Below are 20866 nucleotides of genomic sequence, written 5' to 3' on the forward strand. Positions count from 1 at the left end.
TTTATATGCATTTACATTTTACTCCGCGCCAAATTGTGGAAAAATTAGATCAATATATCATCGGTCAAAAAGACGCAAAGAAAGCGGTTGCTGTAGCGTTGAGAAATCGATACCGTCGCAGTAAATTAGCTGAAAATTTACGTGATGAAATAGCACCTAAAAACATTTTGATGATTGGACCGACAGGTGTTGGGAAAACAGAGGTAGCACGACGAATGGCGAAACTCGTTGGAGCACCTTTTATTAAGGTTGAGGCTACAAAATTCACAGAAGTTGGATATGTGGGTAGAGATGTAGAGTCGATGGTACGTGACCTTGTGGAAACATCGGTTCGTATCGTAAAAGAAGAAATGGTAGTGAAAGTTCAAGATAAAGCAGAAGAGCAAGCGAATCAACGTCTTGTTGAAATTTTAGTACCGAGTCCGGAGAAGCAATCTGGATTTAAAAATCCATTAGAGATGCTTTTTGGGGGCGCTCAAAATTCGAGTCAAACGTCTGATACACAAGAAGATGGTGAAATCGAAAAGAAACGTCAAGATGTGGAGAGAAAGCTTGCTGCAGGGCTTCTTGAAGAAGAGATTGTATCGATTGAAGTGACTGAGCAACAGTCGTCAATGTTTGATATGTTACAAGGAACTGGCATGGAGCAAATGGGAATGAATTTCCAAGATGCGTTAGGGAGTTTTATGCCGAAAAAAACAAAAAAACGTAAACTTTCTGTAAAAGAAGCAAGAAAACTCTTGACAAATGAAGAGGCACAGCGCTTAATTGATATGGATGAAGTTACACAAGAGGCTGTTTATCGTGCTGAACAGCTCGGGATTATTTTTATCGATGAAATTGACAAAATTGCTGGTAAGCAGTCGAATAGCGTAGATGTATCACGTGAAGGTGTGCAACGTGACATTTTGCCAATTGTAGAAGGGTCGAATGTTGCGACAAAATACGGATCAGTAAAAACGGATTATATTTTATTCGTTGCAGCTGGAGCGTTCCATATGTCTAAACCGTCGGATTTAATTCCGGAATTGCAAGGGAGATTTCCGATTCGAGTAGAATTAACAAAATTATCGACAGACGATTTTGTTAAAATATTAATCGAGCCTGACAATGCGTTAATTAAACAATATATGGCATTATTAGCGACTGAAGGTATAGAAATTGAATTTTCAGACGAAGCTATTCGTAAGATTGCTGAGATTGCTTATCAAGTTAATCAGGATACAGATAATATTGGAGCAAGAAGACTTCATACGATTATGGAGAAGCTCCTTGAAGATTTATCGTTTGAAGCATCTGAAATTACGTTAGAGAAAATAACGATAACCCCTCAATACGTTGAGGAGAAATTAGCAACAATTGCTAAAAATAAAGATGTGAGCCAGTTTATTTTGTAATAGTGTCATCAGGTGACTCGCCCTAGTTTCCAAGTGATGAAAAAATATGTGAGTAACATGTAGGAGGAACTTTTGAAATGGAATTATTAGCAAAAACAAGAAAATTAAATGCGTTATTACAGAGCGCAGCAGGGAAGCCTGTAAACTTTAGAGAAATGTCTGACACAATGTGTGAAGTAATCGAAGCAAACGTATTCGTAGTTAGTCGTCGTGGTAAATTACTAGGTTATGCAATTCACCAACAAATCGAAAACGAACGCATGAAGCAAATGCTTGCAGAACGTCAATTCCCAGAAGAATATACACAAAGCTTATTCAACATTACAGAAACATCTTCAAACTTAGATGTGAACAGTGCTTACACAGCATTCCCGGTAGAAAACAGAGAATTATTTGGTCAAGGTTTAACTACAATCGTACCAATCGTTGGTGGTGGTGAGCGTCTAGGTACTTTAGTATTAGCTCGTCTTGGTCAAGAGTTCTTAGATGACGATTTAATCCTTGCTGAGTACAGCTCAACTGTTGTAGGCATGGAAATCTTACGTGAAAAAGCAGAAGAAATCGAAGAGGAAGCACGTAGTAAAGCTGTTGTTCAAATGGCGATCAGCTCATTATCTTACAGTGAGTTAGAAGCAATTGAGCATATCTTCGAAGAATTAAATGGAACAGAAGGTTTACTTGTTGCAAGTAAAATTGCTGATCGTGTAGGAATTACTCGTTCTGTAATCGTAAATGCACTACGTAAATTAGAAAGTGCTGGTGTAATTGAGTCTCGCTCTTTAGGTATGAAAGGAACATACATTAAAGTGCTAAACGACAAGTTTCTACAGGAACTTGCTAAATTAAAAACAAACTAATTTATAAAAAACTCTCCTCGATCGAGGAGAGTTTTTTTGTGCAATGGATTGATGGCGCTTGTGAAAAGTGCCATAAGCGTGTTTTCTGGGAAAACTATTAATTGTGTTTTACTTTTTTGCTTAAAAGAAATGAAGGTTGGTAATACTAGAATTCGAGTATGAACAAAGAAAGTTTTACATTGTTCGCATTTTCGACTTGATTGTAATATTTCAGTATGATATAGTAAGCAGTGGTGTCAGTACAAAGTACACACGTTTACTGATTTAAGTGTTGGTGCTACGTTTGTAGTTTCGCTTAGAGATGAAGTAAACGGAGGATATCAAAAACCATTTAGGAGGAACTATATTATGTCAGTAATTTCTATGAAGCAATTGCTTGAAGCTGGTGTTCATTTCGGACATCAAACTCGTCGTTGGAACCCAAAAATGAAGCGTTACATTTTCACAGAGCGTAACGGTATCTACATCATCGACTTACAAAAAACTGTGAAAAAAGTTGAGGAAGCTTACAGAACGATGCGCGACATCGCTGCTGAAGGTGGAGACATCTTATTCGTAGGTACTAAAAAACAAGCACAAGAAGCTATTAAAGAAGAAGCAACTCGTGCTGGTATGTACTTCGTTAACCAACGTTGGTTAGGCGGAACTTTAACAAACTTCCAAACAATCCAAAAGCGTATCAAGCGTCTTAAAGACATCGAAAGAATGCAAGAAGATGGTACTTTCGAAGTACTTCCTAAGAAAGAAGTTGTTCAACTTAAAAAAGAGTTAGAGCGTCTTGAGAAATTCTTAGGCGGTATTAAAGATATGAAAGGTCTTCCAAGTGCATTATTCGTAGTAGACCCTCGTAAAGAGCGTATTGCAGTTGCTGAAGCACGCAAATTACACATTCCAATCATCGGTATCGTTGATACAAACTGTGATCCAGACGAAATCGATCACGTTATTCCAGCAAACGATGATGCAATTCGTGCTGTAAAACTTCTTACATCTAAAATGGCAGACGCGATCCTTGAAGCAAAACAAGGTGAAGAAACTGTTACTGCGTAACAAAGTTGGAAAGGTGATAAGGGGTTCGGCCTTTTATCACCTTTTTTAAGGTATAAACACCTTTATAAAAGGTATAAATACATATTTTAGGAGGATGAAAAATATGGCAATCACTGCTCAAATGGTAAAAGAATTACGTGAAAAAACTGGCGCAGGTATGATGGACTGCAAAAAAGCTTTAACAGAAACTAACGGCGACATGGAGAAGGCAATTGACTTCTTACGCGAAAAAGGTATTGCGAAAGCTGCTAAAAAAGCAGACCGCATTGCTGCTGAAGGTTTAACTTTCATCGAAACAAACGGTAACGACGCTTTAATCTTAGAATTAAACTCTGAAACTGATTTCGTTGCGAAAAACGAAGGTTTCCAAGCACTAATTAAAGAATTAGCTGCTCACTTATTAACTAACAAACCAGCTAACGTTGAAGAAGCTATGGCTCAAACAATGGAAAACGGTAAAAACGTTGAAGAGCACATCAATGAAGCAATCGCTAAAATTGGTGAAAAACTTACACTTCGTCGTTTCGAAATCGTATCAAAAACTGATGCAGATGCATTCGGCGCTTACCTACACATGGGTGGACGCATTGGTGTATTAACAGTTCTTGAAGGTTCTACTGATGAAGCTGCTGCTAAAGATGTTGCAATGCACATCGCTGCAGTTAACCCTAAATACATCGACCGCGATGCTGTAACAGCTGAAGAAGTTGAGCATGAGCGTCAAGTATTAACACAACAAGCATTAAACGAAGGCAAGCCTGAAAAAATCGTTGCAAAAATGGTTGAAGGCCGTCTAGGCAAATTCTTCGAAGAGATTTGCTTACTTGACCAAGCATTCGTTAAAAACCCTGATATGAAAGTTCGTCAGTTCGTTGAGTCTAAAGGCGGAACATTAAAAGGATTCGTTCGCTACGCTGTTGGTGAAGGTATCGAAAAACGCGAAGACAACTTTGCTGAAGAAGTAATGAACCAAGTAAAAGGTAGTAACTAATACAGATTAGGGAACACATTGTGTTCCCTTTTTTAAAATAAAGATGTAAGCAATTGGAGGTTCATTATGAGTAAACCGAAATATAATCGTGTCGTTTTAAAGCTAAGTGGAGAAGCTTTAGCTGGAGAGCAAGGATTTGGAATTAATCCAACTGTTATTAAGTCAGTTGCAGAACAAGTAAAAGAAATTGCAGAACTTGATGTAGAGGTTGCTGTTGTTGTTGGTGGCGGTAACATTTGGCGTGGGAAAATTGGAAGTGAAATGGGCATGGATCGTGCAGGAGCAGATTACATGGGCATGTTAGCTACAGTTATGAATTCATTAGCTCTTCAAGATAGCTTGGAGAATATTGGAATCCAAACTCGTGTACAAACTTCAATTGAGATGCGTCAAGTGGCAGAGCCTTACATTCGCCGTAAAGCAGTTCGTCACTTAGAGAAAAAACGTGTTGTTATCTTTGCAGCAGGTACAGGTAATCCATACTTCTCTACAGATACAACAGCAGCATTACGTGCAGCGGAAATCGAAGCAGACGTTATTTTAATGGCAAAAAATAATGTGGATGGCGTATATAGCGCAGATCCATCTATTGACCCAACAGCTACGAAATACGAAACGCTTACTTACTTAGATGTATTAAAAGAAGGTTTAGGTGTAATGGATTCTACAGCTTCTTCTCTATGTATGGATAATGATATTCCATTAATTGTATTCTCAGTTATGGAAAAAGGTAATATTAAACGTGCCGTTTTAGGCGAAAATATTGGAACAGTTGTAAGGGGGAAATAAATATGGGACAACAAGTATTGAAGTCTTCAAATGAAAAAATGGAAAAAGCAGTTGCTGCTTATTCTCGTGAATTAGCAACAGTTCGCGCTGGTCGTGCAAGCTCGTCTGTATTAGATAAGGTACAAGTTGATTACTATGGTGCACCAACACCAGTTGTGCAATTAGCGAACATTACAGTTCCAGAAGCACGTTTACTTGTAATTCAACCTTATGATAAAACTTCTATCGGTGATATCGAAAAAGCAATTTTAAAAGCAGATTTAGGCTTAAACCCTTCTAATGATGGAACTGTAATTCGTATTGCATTCCCTGCATTAACAGAAGAGCGTCGTCGTGATCTTGTTAAAGTTGTGAAAAAATATGCTGAAGAAGCAAAAGTAGCTGTTCGTAACGTACGTCGTGACGGAAATGATGATCTTAAGAAGCTTGAAAAAGCTGGCGAGATTACAGAAGATGATTTAAGAGGATATACTGAAGATATCCAAAAAGAAACAGATAAATATATTGCAAAAGTTGACGAAATCGCAAAAAACAAAGAAAAAGAAATCATGGAAGTGTAATAGCGATAACTTCGCAAATATGACCCTCTTCTTAAGGGGGTCTTTTTACACTTTTAGGCATACGTCTGCTTGTTGGAGGGTATGAATGATGTTTAAAAACTTTCCTTTTTTTAAAGGTAAAAAGGACACATCGTTTGATCATCTCGTTGAAGAAGTGAAAAAAGGATATATCCCAGAACATATTGCCATCATTATGGATGGGAATGGAAGATGGGCAAAGAGGAGAGCAATGCCTCGTATTGCGGGACATCATGAAGGTATGCAAGTTGTAAAGAAAATTACAAAATTTGCAAGTAAACTTAATGTGAAAGTGTTAACTCTTTATGCTTTTTCAACTGAGAACTGGAAAAGACCGAAAAAGGAAGTTGATTATTTAATGAAGCTTCCAGAAGAATTTCTAGGTACATTTTTACCAGAATTGATTGAAGAAAACGTACAAGTCCGAGTAATAGGGCAAAAAGATCGTCTTCCTACGCATACACGCAGAGCGATGGAGAAAGCCATGGAAGATACGAAAGAGAATACGGGATTAATTCTTAATTTCGCGTTAAACTATGGAAGTCGAGATGAAATCGTTTCTGCTGTGCAACATATGATGAAAGATAATGAGGAAGGAAAAATTCGTTCTGAAGAGGTAAGTGAAGAAATGCTTTCCTCCTACTTAATGACGAGTTCTTTACCCGATCCAGAGTTATTAATCCGAACAAGCGGAGAGCTACGTATTAGTAATTTCATGTTATGGCAAATTGCATATTCGGAGTTTTGGTTTACAGATGTGTATTGGCCAGACTTCAAAGAAGAACATTTGCTAAATGCGATTACTGACTTTCAACATAGAGGGCGCAGATTCGGAGGCGTGTAGAAAGAGAGGGTTTGGTAGTGAAACAGAGAATTATTACTGGAGTGGTTGCTGCCGCGCTATTCATTCCCATCGTAATATACGGTGGCGTGCCTTTTACGGTTTTAGTGTATGCACTTGCTTCTATAGGTTTATATGAATTAATTCGTATGAATAAGCTTACGCTTATTTCAGTACCGACAGTTTTAGCTGCAGTATTATTGTGGATTCTTTTAATTCCAAGTAGTGCATCAGAACTGTTTACATGGATTGGATTAGGTAAATTGGAAATCACATTTGTGATTGTTTTATTACTTTTATCATATACAGTCCTTTCTAAGAATACATTTACTTTTGATAATGCTTCATTTTTACTAATGGCAACGACATATGTGGCAATGGGATTCTTATATTTAAATGAAACGAGAATATTAGGAATTAAATATGTGTTTTGTGCATTATTTGTTATATGGGCTACTGATTCAGGCGCATATTTCGTAGGAAAAGCATTGGGCAAGAGAAAATTGTGGCCAGAAATTAGTCCAAATAAAACGATTGAAGGTTCATTAGGCGGCATCGTTTGTGGAATTATTGTGGCACTTGTTTACAACGTGTTCTTCCCAGTCGAATCGAATGTAGTAATTTTAATTGTGCTGACAATTATCATTTCTATTTTTGGACAAATTGGTGATTTAGTACAATCTGCTTTTAAACGTCATTATGGCGTAAAGGATTCAGGTACAATTTTACCTGGGCATGGTGGTATATTAGATCGAACAGATAGTTGGTTATTCGTTTTACCAATTCTCTACTTCTTATTACAATACAATTAATAAATGAACGAGGGGTTGGAGTCATGAAAAACATTAGTTTATTAGGTGCAAGCGGATCAATTGGTACACAAACTTTAGATGTATTACGCTCGCACCCAGACCAATTCCGTCTCGTTGCTTTTTCTGTAGGGAAAAATATTGACTACGCAGTAAAGGTAATTCAAGAATTTTCTCCGCAAATCGTCTCTGTGCAAAGAGAGGAAGATGTTTTAAAATTACAAACTGTTTCTGGTAATACAAAAATTGTATATGGTAGTGAAGGACTTTTAGAAGTAGCATTACATCCAGATGCGGAGATTGTAGTAAATGCTGTTGTAGGTAGCGTAGGGTTGTTACCGACACTTCGTGCGATTGAGGCGAAAAAAACAATTGGAATTGCAAATAAAGAAACGTTAGTAACTGCAGGACATCTTGTAATGGAAGCAGCGCGAAAACATAATGTTTCGTTACTTCCAGTAGATAGTGAACATTCGGCTATTTTTCAATGCTTGAATGGTGAAAATGAAAAAAGAATTTCTCGTCTTATTATAACGGCTTCTGGTGGAAGTTTCCGTGATAAAACGAGAGATGAATTGCATCATGTGACCGTAGAAGATGCGCTTCGACATCCAAACTGGTCAATGGGTTCGAAAATTACAATTGATTCTGCTACAATGATGAATAAGGGACTAGAAGTAATTGAAGCACATTGGCTTTTTGGTATCCCTTATGAGCAAATCGATGTTGTTTTACATAAAGAAAGTATTATCCATTCTATGGTTGAATTTGAAGATCGTAGTGTAATGGCGCAGCTTGGTTCACCTGATATGCGAGTACCAATTCAATACGCACTTACATATCCTGATAGATTGCCTCTTTCAGACACAAAACAGTTAAACTTATGGGAAATAGGGACGTTGCATTTTGAGAAAATGGACCAAGAACGATTCCGTTGTTTACGTTTTGCGTATGAAGCTGGAAAAGCTGGTGGAAGTATGCCAGCTGTAATGAACGCAGCAAATGAAGTAGCTGTTGAAGCTTTTTTACAAAAGAGAATTGGTTTCTTAACAGTGGAAGACCTCATTGAAAAAGCAATGAACCATCACAATGTCATTGCACGTCCGAGCTTAGAGGAAATTCTGGAAATTGATGCAGCCACAAGACGGTTTGTGATGGAACAAATTTAGCAAAGGTGGTTATGGAATTGAATACAGCGATTGCCTTTATATTAATTTTCGGTGCACTCGTATTTTTCCATGAGCTAGGGCATCTATACTTCGCGAAAAGAGCAGGCATTTTATGCCGCGAGTTTGCGATTGGTTTTGGTCCGAAAATATTCTCATTTGAAAAGAATGAAACGGTGTATACGATTCGATTACTGCCTCTGGGTGGCTATGTAAGAATGGCTGGCGAGGATGCAGACACAGTTGAGTTAAAGCCAGGGAAAAAGGTTGGCCTTGTGCTAAATGAAAAAGACGAAGCTGTGAAATTAGTTTTTGATGGATATGAAAAATATCCAAATGTTCGTGTTATTGAAGTCGAACAAGCTGATTTAGAGCATAATCTAACGATTTCAGGCTATGAAGAGTATGAGGAAGAGCTTCAAACATTCCGAGTGAATGAAAAGGCTCGCATCATTACTGCTGGAGAAGAAATTCAAATTGCTCCATATAACAGGCAATTTGGCTCTAAAAAATTGGGTCAACGCGCTTTAACAATCTTTGCGGGTCCTGCAATGAACTTCATTTTAGCATTTGTTATTTTTGTGATTCTTGGATTTGTACAAGGGGTTCCTATTGACAAACCAATGGTCGGAAAAGTGATGGATAATAGTGCAGCACAGCAAGCTGGCCTGAAAGAGAATGATACAATTCAAGCGATTGATGGGAAAAACACAAGTACATGGAAAGATGTTGTTACTATTGTACGTGAAAACCCGAATAAAGAAATTACGTTACAAGTAAAGCGTGATAATGAACAGTTTAATGTGAAAGTAACGCCAACACTTGATAAAGAAGGAAAAGACGAAGTTGGTAGAATTGGTGTTTATTCTCCTGTAGAGAAAACAGTAATGGGTTCTATTAAATCAGGATTTGAACAAACGTACCAATGGACGAAACTAATTTTTGAATCTCTTGTGAAATTAGTAACTGGTCAATTTTCTATTAATGAGTTGTCAGGTCCAGTAGGAATTTATAATCTAACAGATCAAGTTGTAGATTATGGATTTACGCGTGTACTAAGTTTAGCGGCAGTTCTAAGCATTAATCTTGGTTTATTTAATTTATTACCAGTTCCTGCTTTAGATGGTGGCCGTTTATTCTTCTTCTTAATTGAAGCGTTACGAGGGAAACCAATTGACCGTCAAAAAGAAGGAATGGTTCATTTTATTGGTTTTGCATTATTAATGTTATTAATGTTAGTTGTAACATGGAATGACATTCGTAAGTTTTTCTTGTAAAATAGAATGAAACTAATAATGAAATAGAGCTCGTAGAATAAAATCCCTCACCTAATTCGAGGTGAGGGGTTTTACTGCGTGTAAGAGTAAAATGAAGAGGTGCAAATAAATGAAACAAAGTATGGTATTCAGTCCTACATTACGTGAAGTTCCAGCTGATGCTGAAATTAAGAGTCATCAATTATTACTTCGCGCAGGTTTTATGCGTCAAAATGCTTCTGGTATTTATAGTTTTCTACCATTTGGATTAAAAGTATTACACAAAGTAGAACGTATCGTTCGAGAAGAAATGGAGCGTGCAGGAGCTGTAGAATTATTAATGCCAGCTATGCAAGCTGCAGAATTATGGCAAGAATCAGGTCGTTGGTATTCATACGGATCTGAATTAATGCGTATGAAAGATCGTAACGCTCGTGAATTCGCATTAGGAGCGACACATGAGGAAGTAATTACGGATCTTGTGCGTGATGAAGTGAAATCATATAAAAAATTACCGTTAACATTATACCAAATTCAAACAAAATTCCGTGATGAGCAAAGACCTCGTTTCGGTTTATTACGTGGAAGAGAGTTTCTAATGAAAGATGCATACTCTTTCCATGCTACACAAGAGAGCTTAGATGAAGTATACGATCGCTTATATAAAGCATACTCTAACATTTTTGCTCGTTGTGGCTTGAATTTCCGTGCAGTTATTGCTGATTCTGGAGCAATGGGCGGAAAAGATACACATGAATTTATGGTATTATCTGATGTTGGTGAAGATACAATTGCATACTCTGACACATCTGATTATGCAGCAAACATCGAAATGGCTCCTGTTGTAGATACGTATACGAAGAGTGACGAAGCAGAAAAAGCTCTTGAAAAAGTAGCAACACCAGACCAAAAAGCAATTGAAGAAGTATCTGCATTCTTAAACATTGCAGCTGACAAGTGCATTAAGTCTATGGTATTTAAAGTAGATGAGAAATTAGTAGTTGTACTTGTTCGTGGTGATCACGAAGTAAACGATGTGAAAGTGAAAAATGTATACGGCGCTTCAGTTGTTGAGCTTGCTTCTCATGAAGAAGTAAAAGAATTATTAAATTGTGAAATTGGTTCATTAGGGCCGATTGGTGTAACAGGTGATATTGAAATTATTGCTGATCACGCTGTAGCATCAATTGTTAACGGATGTTCAGGAGCGAACGAAGAAGGATTCCATTATGTAAATGTAAATCCAGAACGTGACTTTAAAGTAAGTCAATATACAGATTTACGCTTCATTCAAGAAGGAGACCAATCTCCAGATGGAAACGGAACAATTCTTTTCGCACGCGGAATTGAAGTTGGTCATGTATTCAAATTAGGAACTCGTTATAGTGAAGCAATGAACGCGACATTCCTAGATGAAAACGGAAAAACACAACCACTTATTATGGGTTGTTACGGTATCGGTGTATCTCGTACAGTGGCAGCAATTGCAGAGCAGTTTAACGATGAGAACGGCTTAGTTTGGCCAAAAGCTGTAGCACCATTCCATGTGCATGTAATTCCAGTAAATATGAAATCTGATGCACAACGTGAAATGGGTGAAAATATCTACAACTCATTACAAGAACAAGGCTATGAAGTGTTATTAGACGATCGTGCAGAACGTGTAGGTGTTAAGTTTGCAGATGCAGATTTATTCGGTCTTCCAGTTCGCGTTACAGTTGGTAAAAAAGCAGACGAAGGTATTGTAGAAGTGAAAGTACGTGCTACAGGTGAGTCTGAAGAAGTAAAAGTAGAAGAACTTCAAACATATATTGCAAATATTTTAAAATAAGAAGAGGTACCTCGTAATGGGGTACCTTCTCTTTCTTTGTAAACGTATTTTGTAAAAGAAGAAGGAAGAAATCTTTCTTTGTAGTACGTTTCAATTTATAATAGCAAATGGAAGGAGAGTGCTTATGTCTTTAACAAATGAACAACAAGAGCGATTTCAAATTTTGCTCCAGCAGTTGCAAATACCAGACGACCTTATAAATCAATATTTACAAGGCGGTGGTATTGAAAGGCTCGTTATTGATAAAGCGAATAAAAGTTGGCATTTTGATTTACAAGTGCCACGTATTTTGCCTACAGAATTATATGAATTGCTAGAAACAAAGCTTAAGCAATCATTTTCTCATATTGCAAGAACAACATTTGCATTAGAAACAGAGAATAAACAATTTACAGAAGAAGAAGTAAGGGCGTATTGGCCACTTTGTACGGAACGAATTACATTTTCACCCATGTTCGCGTACTTAAAGAAGCAACTTCCGCAGGTGAATGGAGTGAAGTTGTTAATAAATGTAAATAATGAGCTGGAGTCTACTGCTTTAAAGAAAAACGTTGCGAAACCAGTGGGGGATCAATACGAAGCTTTTGGATTCCCGCGTTTCCAGTTAGACACACATATACAGCAAAATGCAGAAGAAATGCAAAAGTTTCGTGAGCAAACGCAGCAAGAAGACCGCGAGCGTGTTATACAAGCTATGGAAGAAATGGCGAAGAAGCAAGCTGAAGAAAGCAGCGTTGTGCATGAAGGACCGATTACACTCGGGTATCTTATTAAGCCGGATGAAGAGATTACACCGATGCGAGAAATTCAAGATGAAGAAAGAAGAAAAACGGTTCAAGGATATGTCTTCCATGTAGAAACAAAAGAGCTTCGTAGTGGGCGTACGTTATTAACTTTAAAAATAACGGATTATACGGATTCTATTATGATCAAAATGTTCTCGCGTGACAAAGAAGATATTCCAATGCTGCAATCCTTGAAAAAAGGAATGTGGGTGAAAGCGCGTGGTTCTGTTCAAAACGATACATTCGTTCGAGATTTAGTAATGATTGCAAATGATATTAATGAAATAACAGGGCCGTCTCGTAAAGATAAAGCGCCAGAAGGCGAAAAGCGTGTAGAACTTCATCTTCACACTCCGATGAGCCAAATGGATGCTGTTACTCCTGTTTCTAGACTTGTTGCCCAAGCTGGTAAATGGGGACATGAAGCTATTGCGGTTACAGACCATGCTGTGGCTCAGTCGTTCCCGGAGGCATATTCTGCGGGGAAAAAAGCTGGAGTTAAAGTTATATACGGTGTAGAAGCGAATTTAGTTAATGATGGTGTACCGATAGCGTATAACGAGGCGCATCGTTTACTTGCAGAGGAAACGTATGTTGTTTTCGACGTTGAGACGACAGGTTTATCAGCTGTATACGACACAGTCATTGAGTTGGCTGCCGTAAAAGTAAAGGGTGGCGAAATCATTGATCGCTTTGAATCTTTCGCAAATCCACATCAACCATTATCAGCGACGATTATTGAATTAACAGGTATTACAGATGATATGTTAACTGATGCACCAGAAGTGGACGAAGTGTTTAAAAAGTTTGAGGAATGGATGGGTGACCATACACTTGTTGCCCATAATGCAAGCTTTGATATGGGCTTTATTAACGTAGGTTTTAAAAAGGCTGGGTTAGAAAAAACGAATAACCCCGTTATTGATACGTTAGAACTTGCACGATTCTTATTCCCAGAAATGAAAAATCATCGATTAAATACGATGTGTAAAAAACTTGATATTGAATTAACGCAACATCACCGTGCGATTTATGATACAGAAGCGACGGGATATTTACTTGTGAAAATGTTGAAAGATGTAATTGAAAAGGGATTTGAATATCACGATCAATTAAATGATAGCATGGGACAAGGGGATGCGTATAAGCGTGGCCGTCCAAGTCATATGACGTTACTTGCCACATCAGATGTTGGGTTGAAAAATTTATATAAACTTGTTTCATATTCTCACCTTAATTACTTTTACCGTGTACCACGAGTACCGAGGTCACTATTAAAAAAATACCGTGAAGGAATTTTAGTAGGAACGGCTTGTGATAAAGGTGAAGTATTTGAGGCAATGATGCAAAAAGCTCCTGAAGAGGTAGAAGAAATTGCACAGTTCTATGATTACATTGAAGTAATGCCTCCAGAGGTGTTGCGTCATTTAGTAGAGCGTGAACTCGTTCGAGATGAAGGACAATTAAAAACAATTATCTCTAACTTAGTAAAACTAGGTGAGACGTTAGATAAACCAGTTGTCGCTACAGGGAACGTGCATTACTTAGATCCAGAAGATGCAATGTATCGTAAAATTTTAGTTAGTTCACAGGGCGGGGCAAATCCGTTAAATCGACATTCATTACCGCCAGTACATTTCCGTACAACTGATGAAATGCTAGAGTGTTTTTCATTTTTAGGTGAGGACAAAGCGAAAGAAGTTGTTGTAACGAATACACAAAAAGTTGCGTCATTAATTGGTGATGTTCGTCCGGTAAAAGATGATCTATATACACCGAAAATTGAGGGTGCCGATGATGAAACACGTGATATGAGTTATAAAATGGCACGCAGTATATATGGTGAAGAACTACCAGAAATTGTAGAGGCTCGCTTAGAAAAAGAATTGAAAAGTATTATTGGACATGGGTTTGCCGTTATTTATTTAATCTCACATAAGCTTGTGAAAAAATCGTTAGTCGACGGATATCTAGTAGGTTCGCGTGGTTCAGTAGGTTCATCGTTCGTTGCAACGATGATGGAAATTACAGAAGTAAACCCATTACCACCACACTATGTCTGTCCAAAATGCAAGCAATCTGAATTCTTTAATGATGGTTCGGTAGGCTCTGGTTTCGACTTACCAGATAAAGATTGTCCGACATGTAATGTGGCATATGTAAAAGATGGACATGATATCCCATTCGAAACGTTCCTTGGATTCAAAGGAGATAAGGTACCCGATATCGATTTGAACTTCTCCGGGGAATACCAACCACGTGCTCATAACTATACGAAAGTACTGTTCGGTGAAGATTATGTATACCGTGCTGGAACGATTGGTACAGTTGCGGAAAAAACAGCTTATGGATATGTAAAAGGTTATGCAAATGATCACAATTTAACAATTCGGAATGCAGAGATTGACCGCTTAGTAGCGGGATGTACAGGGGTAAAACGTACAACTGGACAGCATCCAGGTGGTATAATCGTTGTGCCAGATTACATGGATATTTTTGATTTCTCCCCAATACAGTTTCCTGCTGATTCAATTGGTGCTGAGTGGAGAACAACGCATTTTGACTTCCACTCGATTCATGATAATTTATTGAAACTTGATATACTAGGACACGATGATCCGACCGTTATTCGTATGTTACAAGATTTAAGTGGTATTGATCCGAAAACAATCCCAACGGATGATCCAGAGGTAATGAAAATTTTCTCTGGTCCAGAAACGTTAGGGGTAACGGAAGAACAAATTAACTGTAAAACAGGTACACTTGGTATCCCAGAATTCGGTACGAAATTCGTAAGACAGATGTTAGAAGAGACAAAACCAACGACATTCTCAGAATTGGTCCAAATTTCTGGGCTGTCACATGGTACTGACGTATGGCTGGGTAATGCAAATGAGTTAATTTATAACGGTACATGTACGCTGAGTGAAGTTATCGGTTGTCGTGATGACATCATGGTATATTTAATCTATCAAGGTTTAGATCCATCATTAGCCTTCAAAATCATGGAGTCGGTTCGTAAAGGTAAAGGTGTACCGGAAGAATGGGAAGATGACATGAAAGGTAATAATGTACCAGGTTGGTATATTGATTCATGTAAGAAGATTAAATATATGTTCCCTAAAGCCCATGCGGCTGCTTACGTACTTATGGCTGTGCGTATCGCATACTTTAAAGTACATTTTGCACTTTTATTCTATGCGGCATATTTTACAGTCCGTGCAGATGATTTTGATGTAGAGGCGATGGCGAAAGGTTCAGCATCCATACGTGTGAAAATTGATGAAATAGCTCAAAAAGGATTGGATGCAGCGCCGAAAGAGAAAAGTTTATTAACGGTACTAGAAATGACGCTTGAAATGTGCGAGCGTGGATACTCATTCCAAAAGGTTGATTTATACCGTTCGCATGCAACGGAATTTATTATTGATGGAGACTCATTAATCCCTCCGTTTAATGCAGTGCCTGGTCTTGGTACGAACGCAGCCTTAAGTATTGTGGAAGCGCGCAAAAATGGAGACTTCTTATCAAAAGAAGACTTACAGCAACGAAGTAAGGTTTCGAAAACAATTATTGAGTATTTAGATAGCCAAGGTTGTTTAGGAGATTTGCCGGATCAAAACCAATTATCACTGTTCTAATAGGTAGGAAAAGTCTTTGCAAATCAATATTTGCTATGGTATACTATAAACCGAGATAACCATGTCATGTATATTTTGTGAAAAAGAGAGTGGGGAAACCCACTCTTTCGTGTTACTATCTACATTTTATTCATGTAGATAGTAAAGACATTTCTGTCGTATATACATATTTTGTTACAAGTTTTACTTCTTAAATTTGGTAATACTAAGACAGATATTCCCTGCTTAACGGCAGGGGCTTTTGTTAGCTAACGAGAAAGAATAAGATAGACCGTCTTTATGAACGGGATCTTTTCTTGTAAATGGTACATGGCGGCAGGAAGGAGGCTGTTTATGGATAAGAAAGTCACAGAAGTTGTAGAAGCATTTGCGCAGCCAATCGTTGAAGAGTTAAATCTTGAACTTGTAGATGTAGAGTATGTGAAAGAAGGACAAGACTGGTTCTTACGCGTATTCATCGATTCTGAAAAGGGAGTCGACATTGAAGAATGCGGTGCGGTAAGTGAACGTTTAAGCGAAGCTTTAGATAAAGAGGATCCAATTCCTCACCTTTACTTTTTGGATGTATCATCTCCTGGAGCAGAACGCCCATTAAAGAAAGAGAAAGACTTCCAGCAAGCGGTAGGAAAACAAGTGGCAATTAAAACATATGAGCCGATTGATGGCGAAAAGATGTTTGAAGGAAAGTTACTTTCCTACGACGGTACTACAATTACACTACTATTAACAATTAAAACACGTAAAAAAGAAATCCAAATTCCAATGGATAAAGTTGCAAATGCGCGACTTGCTGTTACGTTTTAGTAAGAAGGGGGATCTTCATGAGCACTGAGTTGTTAGATGCTTTGCTCGTATTAGAGTCAGAAAAAGGTATTAGTAAAGATATTATTATTGATGCGATTGAAGCAGCGTTAATCTCTGCTTATAAACGCAATTTTAACCAAGCACAAAACGTTCGTGTGAGCTTTAACCCAGAAGTGGGAACAATTCAAGTTTTAGCACGTAAGGACGTTGTTGATAATGTGTTTGATCCACGTCTTGAAATCTCTGTAGAAGAGGCAAGACAAATTAATCCAAACTACCAAGATGGCGACGTACTAGAAATTGAAGTAACGCCAAAAGATTTTGGTCGTATTGCAGCGCAAACTGCAAAACAAGTTGTAACACAACGAGTTCGTGAAGCAGAACGTGGTGTTATTTACTCAGAATTTAGTGATCGTGAAGAAGACATTATGGTTGGTATTGTACAACGCCAAGATGCTCGTTTCATCTACGTAAGCTTAGGTAAAGTAGAAGCTTTATTACCTGTAAGTGAGCAAATGCCAAATGAGCAATATAAGCCACATGATCGTATTCGCGTATTTATTACAAAAGTAGAAAAGACAACAAAAGGACCACAAATTTACGTATCACGTACACATCCTGGTCTTTTAAAACGTTTATTCGAAATGGAAGTTCCAGAAATTTATGATGGAACTGTAGAAATTCGCTCTGTAGCGCGCGAAGCAGGAGATCGTTCTAAAATCTCTGTGCATGCAGAAAACATTGATGTTGATCCAGTTGGTTCTTGCGTAGGACCGAAAGGACAACGTGTACAACGTGTTGTAGATGAACTAAAAGGTGAAAAGATTGACATCGTTCGCTGGTCAAATGATCCAGTTGAATATGTTGCAAATGCTTTAAGCCCATCACAAGTTGTTAAAGTACTTGTAGATGAAGATGAAAAAGCAACAACTGTTGTTGTTCCAGACCACCAGCTATCATTAGCTATCGGTAAGCGTGGACAAAATGCGCGTCTTGCAGCTAAATTAACAGGCTGGAAAATTGATATTAAAAGTGAGTCTGATGCGAAACAACTTGGAATTGTAACAGAAGAAGATAGCGTAATCGCATTCGGATTCGATTCAGTTGAAGACGAAATCGAATAGAGGTGATGAGTATGAGCAATCGAAAAGTTCCGTTACGAAAATGTATCGCGACGCAAGAGATGAAATCAAAACGAGAGCTCGTTCGCATTGTTCGTTCCAAAGAGGGCGAAGTGTCTATTGATTTATCTGGAAAAAAATCAGGACGAGGTGCATATTTGTCAAAAGATAAAGAATGCATTATGCAAGCCCAAAAGAAAAACATTTTGGAACATCATCTAAAAGCGAAAATCGACAGTTCTCTGTACGAAGAGCTTCTTGAGCTTGTTGAGAAGGAGTCGAAATAAGTGTCCGATTGGAAATCGTTTTTAGGACTAGCAAATCGCGCTCGAAAAATCATTTCGGGTGAAGAACTCGTTTTAAAAGAAGTACGAAGTGGTAAAGCAAAGCTCGTATTGCTTTCTGAAGATGCGTCAGCGAACACTACTAAACGTATCACGGATAAAACGACGTACTACAACGTACCAATGAAAAAAGTCGAAAATCGACAACAATTAGGGCATGCGATTGGGAGAGACGAGCGAGTCGTTGTAGCTGTGTTAGATGAAGGCTTTGCGAAAAAGCTACGTAGCATGCTCGATACAAATTACCGGGGGTGAAGGTATGAGTAAAATTCGAGTACATGAATATGCAAAAAAAAATAATATCTCAAGTAAAGATCTTATGACAAAACTTAAAGAGATGAATATCGAGGTTTCGAATCATATGACAATGTTAGAAGATGAAGTAGTAAATAAATTAGATAATGAATATAACACTGGAGCGGAAAAACCTTCTGTTGCAGATGAGTTTGAAGTAGAAGAGAAAGTTGTTCGCAGTAAAAAGAACAGCAATAAGAAAAAGAAAAAAGGCAAAGGAAATGAAGACAAACGTCAAGATAACTTTGCTGGAAGACAACAAACGCAAATAGTAGAAACACCAGATAAAATTACTTTCTCTGGAAGCCTTACAGTAGGTGAACTTGCTAAAAAGTTAAGTAAAGAGCCATCTGAAATTATTAAAAAGCTCTTCATGCTTGGAATTATGGCAACAATTAACCAAGACTTGGATAAAGATACAATTGAGTTAATTGCTACTGATTACGGTATTGAAGTAGAAGAAGAAGTAGTTGTAAGTGAAACTGAGTTTGAAACATTCATTGATGAGCAAGATGATGAAGAAAACTTAAAAGAGCGTCCAGCTGTTGTTACGATTATGGGACACGTTGACCATGGTAAAACAACATTACTTGACTCAATTCGTAATTCAAAAGTAACTGCTGGCGAAGCGGGTGGAATTACTCAGCATATTGGTGCATACCAAGTTGAAGTAAATGATAAGAAAATTACATTCTTAGATACGCCTGGTCACGCGGCATTTACAACGATGCGTGCTCGTGGTGCGCAAGTAACTGATATTACAATCCTTGTTGTTGCAGCTGATGACGGTGTTATGCCTCAAACAGTTGAAGCGATTAGCCATGCAAAAGCAGCTGGAGTACCAATTATTGTTGCTGTGAATAAAATGGATAAACCAGCGGCGAATCCTGATCGTGTAATGCAAGAATTAACAGAATATGAATTAGTTCCAGAAGCTTGGGGCGGAGATACAATTTTCGTACCAATTTCTGCAATCCAAGGCGAGGGAATTGACAACTTGCTAGAGATGATTCTTCTTGTAAGTGAAGTAGAAGAATATAAAGCAAACCCAAATCGTTATGCAACGGGTACTGTAATTGAAGCACAGCTTGATAAAGGTAAAGGAACTATCGCGACATTATTAGTTCAAAACGGTACACTTCGAGTTGGAGATCCAATCGTTGTTGGAACTTCATTCGGACGTGTTCGTGCAATGGTAAGTGATATTGGTCGTCGTGTAAAAGTTGCTGGTCCATCAACTCCTGTTGAAATTACAGGTTTAAATGAAGTACCACAGGCTGGAGATCGTTTCATGGCATTCGCTGATGAGAAGAAAGCTCGTCAAATCGGTGAATCACGTGCACAAGAAGCGTTAGTTGCACAACGTGGTGAGAAATCTAAATTAAGCCTTGAAGATTTATTCCAACAAATCCAAGAGAGCGATGTAAAAGAAATCAACTTAATCGTAAAAGCAGACGTACAAGGTTCTGTTGAAGCGATGGCAGCGTCACTTCGTAAAATTGATGTTGAAGGCGTAAAAGTTAAAATCATTCACACTGGTGTAGGTGCGATTACAGAATCTGATATCATTTTAGCTTCTGCATCTAATGCAATTGTAATTGGATTTAACGTACGTCCGGATGTGAACGCGAAGCGTACAGCTGAATTAGAGAACGTTGATGTTCGCTTACACCGCATTATCTACAAAGTAATCGAAGAAATTGAATTAGCAATGCAAGGTATGCTGGATCCAGAATTCGAAGAAAAAGTAATCGGTCAAGCGGAAGTTCGTCAAACATTCAAGGTAACAAAAGTTGGAACAATCGCAGGTTGTTACGTAATTGACGGTAAAATTACACGCGATAGTGGCGTTCGTATTATCCGCGATGGTATCGTAATTTTTGAAGGACAACTTGATACGTTAAAACGTTTCAAAGACGACGTAAAAGAAGTTGCACAAAACTATGAGTGTGGTATTACAATTGAGAGATATAATGACCTTAAAGAAGGGGACATCATTGAAGCATACGTTATGGAAGAAGTGAAGCGATGATTGTCGCTTCACTCTCATTCGAGTGTATGATTTACGATGTGCATTCTTTAAAAGAGAAACGGGCAATTTTGCAACGAGTGCTAACTCGTGTGAAACAGCGCTATAATGTAGCTGTTTCTGAAGTTGGGCATCAAGATGTATGGCAACGTACAGAAATTGCGATTGTTTCCGTATCCTCAAATCGTGTTATCTGTGAAAAAGAAATGAATCGTGTACTGGAGTACATCGATTCATTTCCTGAAATTGAACGTACGATAACACAATTGGAATGGTATTGAAT

At 38.0% G+C, this 20866-nt stretch carries 18 protein-coding genes; all 18 read left to right on the plus strand.

The window, feature by feature from the left end:
• The first annotated feature begins 5 nt into the window (after positions 1-5).
• Positions 6-1397 carry an ATP-dependent protease ATPase subunit HslU gene (hslU, locus tag BM089_RS14615; RefSeq protein ID WP_000550085.1) on the plus strand — a complete coding sequence of 464 codons (1392 nt, stop codon included), beginning with the start codon at positions 6-8 and terminating at the stop codon, positions 1395-1397.
• Between the two features lie 77 nt (positions 1398-1474).
• Entirely contained in the window at positions 1475-2254 is a 780-nt protein-coding gene (gene codY / locus BM089_RS14620) for a GTP-sensing pleiotropic transcriptional regulator CodY (protein WP_000421290.1), read from the plus strand.
• Between the two features lie 348 nt (positions 2255-2602).
• Positions 2603-3304 carry a 30S ribosomal protein S2 gene (gene rpsB / locus BM089_RS14625; RefSeq protein ID WP_000111485.1) on the plus strand — a complete coding sequence of 234 codons (702 nt, stop codon included), beginning with the start codon at positions 2603-2605 and terminating at the stop codon, positions 3302-3304.
• Positions 3305-3407: 103 nt separating this feature from the next.
• Entirely contained in the window at positions 3408-4295 is an 888-nt protein-coding gene (tsf, locus tag BM089_RS14630) for a translation elongation factor Ts (RefSeq protein ID WP_001018577.1), read from the plus strand.
• Positions 4296-4361: 66 nt separating this feature from the next.
• The gene (pyrH, locus tag BM089_RS14635) at positions 4362-5084 is read left to right on the plus strand and encodes a UMP kinase (protein WP_000042669.1); all 723 of its coding nucleotides are present in this window, start codon (positions 4362-4364) and stop codon (positions 5082-5084) included.
• A 2-nt stretch (positions 5085-5086) separates the two neighbouring features.
• On the plus strand, positions 5087-5644 hold the full coding sequence (gene frr, locus BM089_RS14640) for a ribosome recycling factor (RefSeq protein WP_000531505.1): 558 nt from the start codon (positions 5087-5089) through the stop codon (positions 5642-5644).
• 85 nt (positions 5645-5729) lie between these two features.
• Entirely contained in the window at positions 5730-6506 is a 777-nt protein-coding gene (gene uppS, locus BM089_RS14645) for an isoprenyl transferase (protein ID WP_000971296.1), read from the plus strand.
• 17 nt (positions 6507-6523) lie between these two features.
• Complete coding sequence (gene cdsA / locus BM089_RS14650) at positions 6524-7315, plus strand: phosphatidate cytidylyltransferase (RefSeq protein WP_000813592.1); 792 nt, start codon at positions 6524-6526, stop codon at positions 7313-7315.
• Between the two features lie 23 nt (positions 7316-7338).
• On the plus strand, positions 7339-8481 hold the full coding sequence (gene dxr / locus BM089_RS14655; RefSeq protein WP_000790379.1) for a 1-deoxy-D-xylulose-5-phosphate reductoisomerase: 1143 nt from the start codon (positions 7339-7341) through the stop codon (positions 8479-8481).
• A gap of 17 nt (positions 8482-8498) precedes the next feature.
• A complete protein-coding gene (rseP, locus tag BM089_RS14660; protein WP_001090233.1) occupies positions 8499-9755 on the plus strand; it encodes an RIP metalloprotease RseP in 1257 nt (418 codons plus the stop codon).
• 109 nt (positions 9756-9864) lie between these two features.
• On the plus strand, positions 9865-11565 hold the full coding sequence (locus tag BM089_RS14665; RefSeq protein WP_090977191.1) for a proline--tRNA ligase: 1701 nt from the start codon (positions 9865-9867) through the stop codon (positions 11563-11565).
• Positions 11566-11689: 124 nt separating this feature from the next.
• Positions 11690-15991, plus strand: coding sequence for a PolC-type DNA polymerase III (locus BM089_RS14670; protein WP_053563760.1), 4302 nt, complete (start codon positions 11690-11692; stop codon positions 15989-15991).
• A gap of 333 nt (positions 15992-16324) precedes the next feature.
• Positions 16325-16795, plus strand: coding sequence for a ribosome maturation factor RimP (gene rimP / locus BM089_RS14675; RefSeq protein WP_000359095.1), 471 nt, complete (start codon positions 16325-16327; stop codon positions 16793-16795).
• A 17-nt stretch (positions 16796-16812) separates the two neighbouring features.
• Positions 16813-17919 (plus strand): transcription termination factor NusA, encoded by a 1107-nt coding sequence (nusA, locus tag BM089_RS14680; RefSeq protein ID WP_000102598.1) that lies wholly within the window; start codon positions 16813-16815, stop codon positions 17917-17919.
• A gap of 11 nt (positions 17920-17930) precedes the next feature.
• On the plus strand, positions 17931-18203 hold the full coding sequence (locus BM089_RS14685; RefSeq protein ID WP_000071125.1) for an RNase P modulator RnpM: 273 nt from the start codon (positions 17931-17933) through the stop codon (positions 18201-18203).
• Entirely contained in the window at positions 18204-18515 is a 312-nt protein-coding gene (locus BM089_RS14690; protein ID WP_001286522.1) for a YlxQ family RNA-binding protein, read from the plus strand.
• A 4-nt stretch (positions 18516-18519) separates the two neighbouring features.
• A complete protein-coding gene (gene infB, locus BM089_RS14695) occupies positions 18520-20586 on the plus strand; it encodes a translation initiation factor IF-2 (RefSeq protein ID WP_000036347.1) in 2067 nt (688 codons plus the stop codon).
• Positions 20583-20864, plus strand: a complete 282-nt coding sequence (locus BM089_RS14700) for a DUF503 domain-containing protein (protein WP_000634349.1) — start codon at positions 20583-20585, stop codon at positions 20862-20864. Before infB ends, BM089_RS14700 begins: the two co-directional genes overlap by 4 nt.
• The last annotated feature ends 2 nt before the right edge of the window (positions 20865-20866 follow it).

This window comes from Bacillus sp. 5mfcol3.1 (assembly GCF_900114335.1).
In the GTDB taxonomy this organism is placed as follows: domain Bacteria; phylum Bacillota; class Bacilli; order Bacillales; family Bacillaceae_G; genus Bacillus_A; species Bacillus_A thuringiensis_S.

Excerpts from the sequence above, each read along its gene's own strand:
- hslU (WP_000550085.1), top strand. The coding sequence starts at position 6 with ATGCATTTACATTTTACTCCGCGCCAAATTGTGGAAAAATTAGATCAA.
- codY (WP_000421290.1), top strand. The coding sequence starts at position 1,475 with ATGGAATTATTAGCAAAAACAAGAAAATTAAATGCGTTATTACAGAGC.
- rpsB (WP_000111485.1), top strand. The coding sequence starts at position 2,603 with ATGTCAGTAATTTCTATGAAGCAATTGCTTGAAGCTGGTGTTCATTTC.
- tsf (WP_001018577.1), top strand. The coding sequence starts at position 3,408 with ATGGCAATCACTGCTCAAATGGTAAAAGAATTACGTGAAAAAACTGGC.
- pyrH (WP_000042669.1), top strand. The coding sequence starts at position 4,362 with ATGAGTAAACCGAAATATAATCGTGTCGTTTTAAAGCTAAGTGGAGAA.
- frr (WP_000531505.1), top strand. The coding sequence starts at position 5,087 with ATGGGACAACAAGTATTGAAGTCTTCAAATGAAAAAATGGAAAAAGCA.
- uppS (WP_000971296.1), top strand. The coding sequence starts at position 5,730 with ATGATGTTTAAAAACTTTCCTTTTTTTAAAGGTAAAAAGGACACATCG.
- dxr (WP_000790379.1), top strand. The coding sequence starts at position 7,339 with ATGAAAAACATTAGTTTATTAGGTGCAAGCGGATCAATTGGTACACAA.
- BM089_RS14665 (WP_090977191.1), top strand. The coding sequence starts at position 9,865 with ATGAAACAAAGTATGGTATTCAGTCCTACATTACGTGAAGTTCCAGCT.
- BM089_RS14670 (WP_053563760.1), top strand. The coding sequence starts at position 11,690 with ATGTCTTTAACAAATGAACAACAAGAGCGATTTCAAATTTTGCTCCAG.
- rimP (WP_000359095.1), top strand. The coding sequence starts at position 16,325 with ATGGATAAGAAAGTCACAGAAGTTGTAGAAGCATTTGCGCAGCCAATC.
- nusA (WP_000102598.1), top strand. The coding sequence starts at position 16,813 with ATGAGCACTGAGTTGTTAGATGCTTTGCTCGTATTAGAGTCAGAAAAA.
- BM089_RS14685 (WP_000071125.1), top strand. The coding sequence starts at position 17,931 with ATGAGCAATCGAAAAGTTCCGTTACGAAAATGTATCGCGACGCAAGAG.
- infB (WP_000036347.1), top strand. The coding sequence starts at position 18,520 with ATGAGTAAAATTCGAGTACATGAATATGCAAAAAAAAATAATATCTCA.
- BM089_RS14700 (WP_000634349.1), top strand. The coding sequence starts at position 20,583 with ATGATTGTCGCTTCACTCTCATTCGAGTGTATGATTTACGATGTGCAT.